Here is an 8,300-nt window from a genome sequence, read left to right as displayed (position 1 = left end):
GCGGGTCCGGGCTCGCCCGGCTCCCCGACGGGCAGTTCCGGGGCGTGCCGCTGGCGCTGCCACGGATAGCTGGGCAGGTCGAGCACGGCCCGCCGGGCCGCGGCGTCGGCGAGCGCGGCGGGATCGGCCTCGGCCGGCGGCTCGCCCGCGGCCAGTGCGGTGAGGCCGGCGACGGCGGCGTCGGGATCGGCGGCGGCGATCCACGCCGACACCGGCAGCCGGCTGCGCCCGGTATTGGCGGTGGCCGCGAAGGCCGGGTAGTCCTCGGGGGACAGTGACCGCACCCGCTGGGCGTACGCGGCGGCCAGCTCACGCAGCGCCTCGGGGGTCCGGGCGGAGACCACGAAGCCGGCCACCGGGCCGCTCGGCGGGGCCGGCCGCTCGGTCAGCTCGTCCGGTTCGACCGCGCCGATGACCAGGTGCGCGTTGGTGCCGCTCATCCCGAACGAGCTGACCCCGGCCAGCCGGCCGGCCCCGTCGGCCCAGTCGACGAGCCGGTCCGGCACCACGATCCCGGTGCCGTCGAGGTCGATGCGCGGGTTGAGGGTACGCAGGTGCACCACCGGCGGCACCTGCCGGCGCTGGACGCAGAGCACCGCCTTGACCAGCCCGGCCACCCCGGCCGCGGCCTCCAGGTGGCCCAGGTTGGTCTTCACCGAGCCGACCGCGAGCGGCGCGCCCCCGTTGCGCCGGCCGAGCACGGTGGCCAGCGCCTCCATCTCGATCGGGTCGCCGAGCGCGGTGCCGGTGCCGTGCGCCTCCACGTACCCGACGTCGGCGGGTCCGGCGCCGGCCCCGGCCAGGGCCGCCTCGATGAGCGCCACCTGGGAGAGCACGTTCGGCGCGGTGAAGCCGCTGGACCGCCCGTCCTGGTTGACCGCACTGCCCCGGATCACCGCGTGGATCCGGTCACCGTCGCGGACCGCCCGGGCGAGTGGCTTGAGCACCAGCGCGCCGGCGCCCTCACCCCGGGTGAAGCCGTTGGCCCGGGCGTCGAACGCCTTGCACAGACCGTCCGGCGCGAGCGACCGGGTCTGCACGACCAGCCGGGTCGACCGGGGCGACATGATCAGGTTGACGCCGGCGGCGATGGCCACCTCGCACTCGCCCCGGCGCAGCGCCTGCACCGCGAGGTGGACCGCGACCAGCGAGGACGAGCAGGCCGTGTCAACCGCCATGGCCGGCCCGGTCAGCCCCAGGCTGTACGCGAGCCGACCGGCGGCGAAGCAGTGCCCGTTGCCGGTGGCCCAGTAGGCGTCCGGCTCGCCGGGGAGCCAGTCCCGGTAGTCCTGTCCGGTGATGCCGACGTACAACCCGGCGGGGCGGCCGGCGAGCCGGTCGGCGGGAACGGCGGCGTTCTCCAACGCCTCCCAGGCGACCTCGAGCAGCAGCCGGTGCTGCGGGTCGAGGGCGCGGGCCTCGCGCGGGCTGATCCCGAAGAAGTCGGCGTCGAAGTCGAGCACCTCGTCGAGGAAGCCGCCGCGCTGCGGCAGCTCCGCCCACTCGGCGGCGAACGGGCCCTGCCGGGCCGGCGGCATCGGCCCGACCAGGTCCCGGCCGGCGGCCAGCGCGGTCCAGTACGCCTCGGTGTCGGCGATCCCGCCGGGCAGCCGCAGGCCGATCCCGACGATGGCGACGGGCTGGTCGCCGCCCCGCTCGTCCAGCTTGCGGCGCAGCGTCCGGATGGTGGCCAGGGCCCGCTTGAGCTGGGCGTCCTGCCGCTTGGCGGCGGCGTTGTCGGTGTCGTCCATGACCTCGGTTCCTCAGGGCGCGGATGCGGTCGGGCGGGCGGTGACGCGAAGATCAGCCGGTGGTGCTCGGCACCGGCGAGTCGGTGCCCACCCCCTCCTGCTCGGCCGGTTCGGCGGTACGGGCCAACTGCTCGCAGAGGGCACCGGCCAGCGCGCGGGCACTGCCGTACGTCCACAGCAGGGTGGGCGACAGCCGCAGCCCGAACGCCTGCTCCAGCCGGTTGCGCAGTTCCAGGCCCATCAGCGAGTCGAGGCCGAGGTCCTTGAACGGGGTCTCCCGGTCGACCCGGTCGGCGTCCAGCCGGAGCACCCGGCCGGCGAGCTCGCGTACCTTCGCCTCGGCCAGGGCCGCCCGCTCGGCGGCCGGGGTCTGCAGCAGGGTGCCCCGGAAGCCGTGCGCCGGACCGGCGCTGTCGCCGTCCCGGGCCGCCGACCGCAGCCACTGCCAGCTCGGCAGTCCGGCGGTGTCCGGGTACGCGTCGAACCAGCGACGCAGGTTCAGCGGCACGTACCCGACCACCGGCTCGTCGCGGCCGAGCATCCGCAGCAGCGCCGGCCACGCCTCGCCGGTGGGGAAGCTCTCCATGCCCCGCTCGGCCAGCCGGGCACCCCGGTTCTCGTCGGCGGCGGCGAGGCCGACGTCGCCGAACGGGCCCCACTGCACGCTGAGCGCGGGCCGCCCGGCGCGCCGCCGGGCCTCGGCGAAGGCGTCCAGCCAGGCGTTCGCCGCCCCGTACGCGGCCTGGCCGGCGTTGCCGATCAGCGCGGCGGCCGAGGAGAAGAGGACGAACAGGTCCAGCGGGTCGTCGGCGGTGACCGCCTCCAGGGCGAGCGCGCCGTCCACCTTGGGCGCCAGCACCCGGGCCACCTGCTCGGCGGTGAGCGTGCCGACGGTGGCGTCGTCGAGCAGGCCGGCGGCGTGGAACACCCCGCGCACCGGCGGCAGTGCGGCGCGTACCCCGGCCAGGGCCCGGCGCAGCGCGGCCTCGTCGGCGACGTCGCAGCGGAGCACCTCGACGGCGGCGGTGCGGCGCAGCGCCGCGACCCGGGCCTGTCCCGCGGGGGTGGGCTCGGAGCGGCCGAACAGCACCAGGCCGCCCGCGCCGTGCGCGACGAGGAACTCGGCCAGCGCCAGGCCGAGCGCCCCGAGGCCACCACTGATCAGGTACGTCCCGTCCCGGAACCGCCCATCGGGCAGCGGCACCGCGGTGACCGCGTCGACGGCGGTCGGGTCGGCGATCACCAGCTTGCCGATGTGCGTGCCGTGCGACATGTCGCGCAGTGCCTCGGCCGCCTCGGGGAACGGGAAGACCCGGGTGGGCAGCGGCGGCAGGGTGCCGTCGGCGATCCGCCGCCAGACGTCGGCGAAGAGCCGGGCGAAGCGGTCGGGTCGCCGGTCCATCAGGCCGGCGAGGTCGACGGCGGCGAGGGTGATGCCCTTGCGGAAGGCGTCCAGCCCGATCGGCCGGCCCGCGTAGATGTCCTTCTTGCCGATCTCGATGAACCGGCCGTCCTCGGCGAGCACGTCCAGCCCGAGCGGGATCGCCGCGCCGGTCAGCGAGTTGAGCACCACGTCCACGCCCCGCCCGCCGGTCGCCGCCCGGACCTGCGCGGCCCAGCCCAGGTCGCGCGAGTCGAAGACGTCGACGACGCCGAGCGCCCGCAGGTGCTCGCGCTTGGCCGCGCTGCCGGCGGTGGCGACGACCCGGGCGCCGCGGGCGCGGGCCACCTGGACGGCGGCCAGGCCCACCCCGCCGGCGGCCGAGTGCACCAGCACCGTCTCGCCGGGGTCGAGGCGGCCGAGGTCGGCCAGGGCGTACCAGGCGGTGGCGTAGACCAGCGGGAGGCCGGCGGCGTCGGTGTCGGTGAGTTCCGCGGGGATCGGCCGGGTGTGTCCGGCTCGGACGGTGACGTGGCTGGCCAGTGCCCCGAAGACGCAGGCGACCACCCGGTCCCCCGGCCGGGGCTCGGTGACCCCGTCGCCGACCGCGACGACCCGGCCGGCGCACTCGCCGCCGAGCAGGCCGGCCCCGCCGGACGGGTCGGGGTACGTGCCGACGGCCTTCATCACGTCGATGAAGTTGAGCCCGGTGGCGGTGACCTCCACCTCGACCTCGCCCGGCCCCGGGGCGCGGCGGGCCAGCGGTACCGGGACGATCCCCTCCCAGCGGCCGGGCCGGGACGGGACGACCCGGAACGGCTGCGCCGCGGTACGCGGGGCGGGCAGCTCGGCGTCGTCCCCCTCGGGCAGTTCGCCGCGGGCCAGCCGGCCCACCCGGCGGCCGTCGGCACGCAGGACCACCTGGTCGTCCTCCCCGCCGAGCAGCTCGGCGGCGCACCCGGCGGAGCGGTCGGGGTCGGCCGGGTCCACGTCGATCACCCGGGGGTCGAGTTCGCCGTGTTCGCGGCGCAGGGCCCGCAGGTAACCCCAGTAGAGGGCGGCACCCGGGTCGGGTCGGTCGTCCGGCCGGACCGCCTGCGCCCGGCTGGTGACCACGGCGAGCCGGGGCGGCGCGCCGCGCCCGGCGCAGGCGCGGGCCACGGCGGTGAGCCGGAGCAGGCCCTGGCGCTGCGCGCCGAGTCCGGCCTCGGCGTCCGGCGCGACGAACACCACGCCGGCGGCCTCCGCGCGGGAGTCGCCGGCCAGCAGGTCGTTGCCGTCGTCGACCGCGTCGGCGCCGGCCGCCCGCAGCGCGGTGACCAGCTCCCCCCGGGTTGCCGGGCCGCAGACCAGCCAGCGGCCGGGGTTCGCCGGGACGGCGGGCGGCTCGGCCGGCGTCCAGCTGAGCCGGTGCAGCCGGTCGGCGTCGTCGGTGCCGCCGGCGGTGCGGGGCAGCGGGCGCAGCCGCAGCCCACGCAGGGTCAGCACCGGCCGCCGCGCGGCGTCGAAGACGTGCACGTCGTAGTGCTCGGCGTCGTGCCGCACCACGTGCGACCGGACGGTGGTCGGCGGTTCGTCGAGGTCGACGTGCAGCACGATCCGGTCCACGGCGACCGGCACCACGGCCTCGTCGCCGGGGCAGAGCGCGAGCGCCACCTGGAGGGCCCCGTCGGCCAGCGCGGGGTGCAGGGCGTGCGGGCGGTTGCCCGCGCGCAGCCGGTCGGGCAGGACCACCTCGCCGACCGCCTCCGCGCCGTCCGGGCGCACCCACAGCGCCCGGACCGGACGGAACGCCGGGCCGTAGTTGAGCCCGCGGCCGGCCCAGTCCTGGTAGAAGGCGTCGGTGTCGGTCGGCTCCGCCGCGTCCGCCCAGTCGGGATGCGCGGGGGCCGGGCCGCCGGCCGGCCGGTAGGACACCCGGCCGCCGGCCGCCGCGGTCCAGCCCGCGCCACCGTCGGGCAGGTGCAGCAGGCGTACGCTGCCGCCCTCGGTGACGTCGTCGCGCCACTCCACGGTCAGTCGCACGTCGTCGCCGGCGAAGGTGACCTCCCGGGCGAAGACCACCTCGTCGAGGCTCCCCGGCCGGCCGCCGGTCCGCGCCCGGGCCGCCAGCAGCAGCAACGCGAGCATGCCGGCGCCGGGCAGCACCACCGCGTCGTGCACCCGGTGGTCGGCCAGCCAGGGCTGCTCGGCCAGCGTCAGCCCGACCGGCGCGTGCCAGGTGTCCACCTGCCCGGGCGCCGGGGACAGCTCCACCTCGAAGCCGCGCCCGCCGGTACGCCGGGGCCGGTCCGCCGGCCAGTACCGTTCCGGCCGCATCGGATAGCCCGGCAGCTCCACCCGGCGGCCCTTGGGCAGGCCGCCGAACGGGGCCAGCCCGGCCACGTACGACCGGGCCAGGGCGCGGGCCATGTCCTCGGCGGTACCCTGGTCCCGGCGCAGGGTGGACAGCACCGCGACCGGCTCGGCGCGCTCGGCGGCGAGCTGCTCGACGGCCGGGGTGAGCACCGGGTGCGGGCTGATCTCGACCACGTGGGTGACCCCGTCGTCGAAGGCCTGCCGCATGGCGTCGGCGAAGAGCACCGGTCGGCAGAGGTTCTCCACCCAGTAGCGGGCGTCGAGTTCGGGGCCGCCGAGCAGTCCGACCCGGACGGTGGAGAGCAGCGGCACGGTGCCGGCGGTCGGGCGGACCGGCTCCAGCGCGGTGAGCAGGTCGTCGCGGAGCGCCGCCATCTGCGGGCTGTGCGAGGCGTAGTCCACGTTGACCAGCCGGCAGAAGACCTCCTCGGCCTCCAGCAGCTCCTTGAGCGTCAGCACGTCGTCCCGGTCGCCGGAGAGCACGCACGAGCGCGGGCCGTTGTGCACGGCCAGGGCCACCGTCTCCTCGAAGCCCCGCAACGCCTCCCGGGCGCCGTCCCGGTCCAGGTCCACGGCGAGCATCAGGCCCCGGCCGGAGGCCCGCCGGGCGATGGCGCTGCGCCGGGCCATCAGCAGGGCGGCGTCGGCGTAGGAGAGCGCGCCGGCCAGGGTGGCTGCAGTGATCTCGCCCTGGCTGTGGCCGAGCACCAGGTCCGGGTGCACCCCGTTGGCCCGCCACAGCTCGGCCAGCCCGAGCGACATCGCCCAGAGCGTCGGCTGGAGCATGTCGATCCGGGTGGTCCACTCGTCGCCCGCCTCGTCGGCGACGACGGCGGTGAGGTCCCAGGAGACGTGCGGGCGCAGCGCCTCGGCGCAGCGGCGCACCACGTCGGTGAAGACCGGGCTGCGCTTGTAGAGCTCCCGGCCCATCCCCCGCCACTGCGACCCCTGGCCGGGGAAGACGAAGGCGGTGCGCCGGTGCGGCACGGCCCGGCCGGTGGGCAGGTCGGGGTCCTCGGGCGCGTCCGGTTCGGCGGCGGCGAGCCGGGCCAGCCCGTCCCGCAGCGCGGCCGGCCGGTCGGCGACCACCGCCGCGCGCAGCGGGAAATGGTCCCGGTGCCAGGCCAGCGCCCCGGCGACGGCGGGCAGGTCGGTCTCCGGCTCCGGCACCCGCTCGGCGAGCGTCCCGGCGAGGGCGGCGAGCGCGGCCGGCTGGCGGGCGGAGAGCGGCACCACCGCGGGCAGGCCGGTGTCCGGCGGTTCGGCGGCCGGGCCGGCGACCGGCGTGGGCGCCGGGCCGACCACCACGTGCGCGTTGGTGCCGCCCCAGCCGAACGAGTTGACCCCGAGATAGACCGGCTCGTCGGCCGGGAGCGCCAGCGGCTCCCGCACCACGGCGACGTTGAGCTGGTCGAACGGGATCTCCGGGTTGAGCGTGTCGGCGTGCAGGTTCGGCGGCACGGTGCGGTGGCGCAGCGCGAGCAGCACCTTGAACAGGCCGGCCATCCCGGCCGCCGCCTCGAGGTGGCCGATGTTGGTCTTCACCGAGCCGACCGGCAGCGGCCCGACGGTACGGGCCCGGCCGAGCACCTCACCGATGGCGCCGGCCTCGATCGGGTCGCCCCGGCCGGTGCCGGTGCCGTGCGCCTCGACGTAGCCGAGCCGGTCCAGCGGCACGGTGCCGTCGCCGTACGCCAGGCGGAGCAGTTCGCGCTGACCCTCCGGGCTGGGGGTGACCAGGCTCTCGCCGCCACCGTCGTTGTTGACCACCGAGCGGACCAGCACGCCGTGCACCCGGTCGCCGTCACGCAGCGCCCGGTCGAGCCGCTTGACCAGGACGACAGCCACCCCCTCGCCGCGGACGAAGCCGTCGGCCCCGGCCGCGAAGGCGGCGCACCGGCCGTTCGGGGAGAGGCCACCGAAGTGGGTCAGTCCGATGGAGACGTCGGGTGCGAGGATCAGGTTCACCCCGCCGACGACCGCGGCGTCGATCTCGCCGGCGCGCAGCGCCTGGGCGGCCAGGTGCAGGGCGACCAGCGAGGACGAGCAGCCGGTCTCCACGGTCAGGCTCGGGCCGCGCAGCTTCAACGCGTACGACACCCGGGCGGCGATCACGTCCAGGGCGTTGCCGACCAGGCTGTGCTGGCTGGTCGGGGCGCCCCGCTCCCGGCGGGCGAGTTCGTAGTCGTGCCAGGACGCGCCGACGTAGACGCCGGTACGGGTGCCGGCCAGGCCGGCGGCCGGCTGCCCGGCGTCCTCCAGCGCCCGCCAGGTGACCTCCAGCATGAGCCGCTGCTGCGGGTCGATGTCCTCGGCCTCGCGGGGTGAGATGCCGAAGAAGGCGGCGTCGAATTCGTCCACACCGTCGAGGAAGCCCCCCACGGCCTGGATCTCGCGTTCCGGGTCCAGTTGGGCGGTGGCGTCCCAGCGCTGCGTCGGTACGCCGACGATGGCGTCGCCGCGTCCGGTCAGCAGTCGCCACAGGGCCTGCGGATCGTCGGCGCCGGGGAAGCGCCCGGCCATACCGACGATCGCGATCTGGTCTGCCGTGTCGAAGTCTGCCATCGCGTCCATTCACTGCCTTTTCGTCGACGGGACCGCGGCGGGATAATGCAGAAATTGCGGTTCACGACCGATCGTCGCCTGGCGGTGTGGGAATTCCACGGGTGGCGGGGAATTGTCGCCGCCCACCCGAATCTACGCGGACGCCGAATGGGCGGTAACCCCGATTCGACCTGTCCGTACCCGAGGCCGACCCCTATCGCGACCGCCTGCGGCCAGCGAAAAGGCCAATGTGGAGTGACCCTGCA

Annotated in this window: 2 protein-coding genes; both read right to left on the bottom strand. The window is 76.7% G+C overall.

Features of this window, described 5'->3' with window-relative positions:
- Window positions 1-1,751, bottom strand: a 1,751-nt coding sequence (locus ONA70_RS32445) for a beta-ketoacyl synthase N-terminal-like domain-containing protein (RefSeq protein ID WP_265010305.1), incomplete at its 3' end; no start/stop codon positions are given.
- 52 nt (window positions 1,752-1,803) lie between these two features.
- Window positions 1,804-8,055: a type I polyketide synthase gene (locus ONA70_RS32440; protein WP_265010304.1), complete on the bottom strand. Its 6,252-nt coding sequence runs from the start codon at window positions 8,053-8,055 to the stop codon at window positions 1,804-1,806.
- Window positions 8,056-8,300: the final 245 nt, after the last annotated feature.

Origin of the sequence: Micromonospora yasonensis (assembly GCF_026013475.1) — a bacterium.
Taxonomy (GTDB): domain Bacteria; phylum Actinomycetota; class Actinomycetes; order Mycobacteriales; family Micromonosporaceae; genus Micromonospora; species Micromonospora yasonensis.
Note: the sequence above shows the minus strand (reverse complement) of the source record. Positions and strands in the feature narration are given on the sequence as shown.

Bases quoted from the DNA above. Each gene is read 5' to 3' on its own strand.
- ONA70_RS32440 (WP_265010304.1), bottom strand. From the start codon at position 8,055: ATGGCAGACTTCGACACGGCAGACCAGATCGCGATCGTCGGTATGGCC.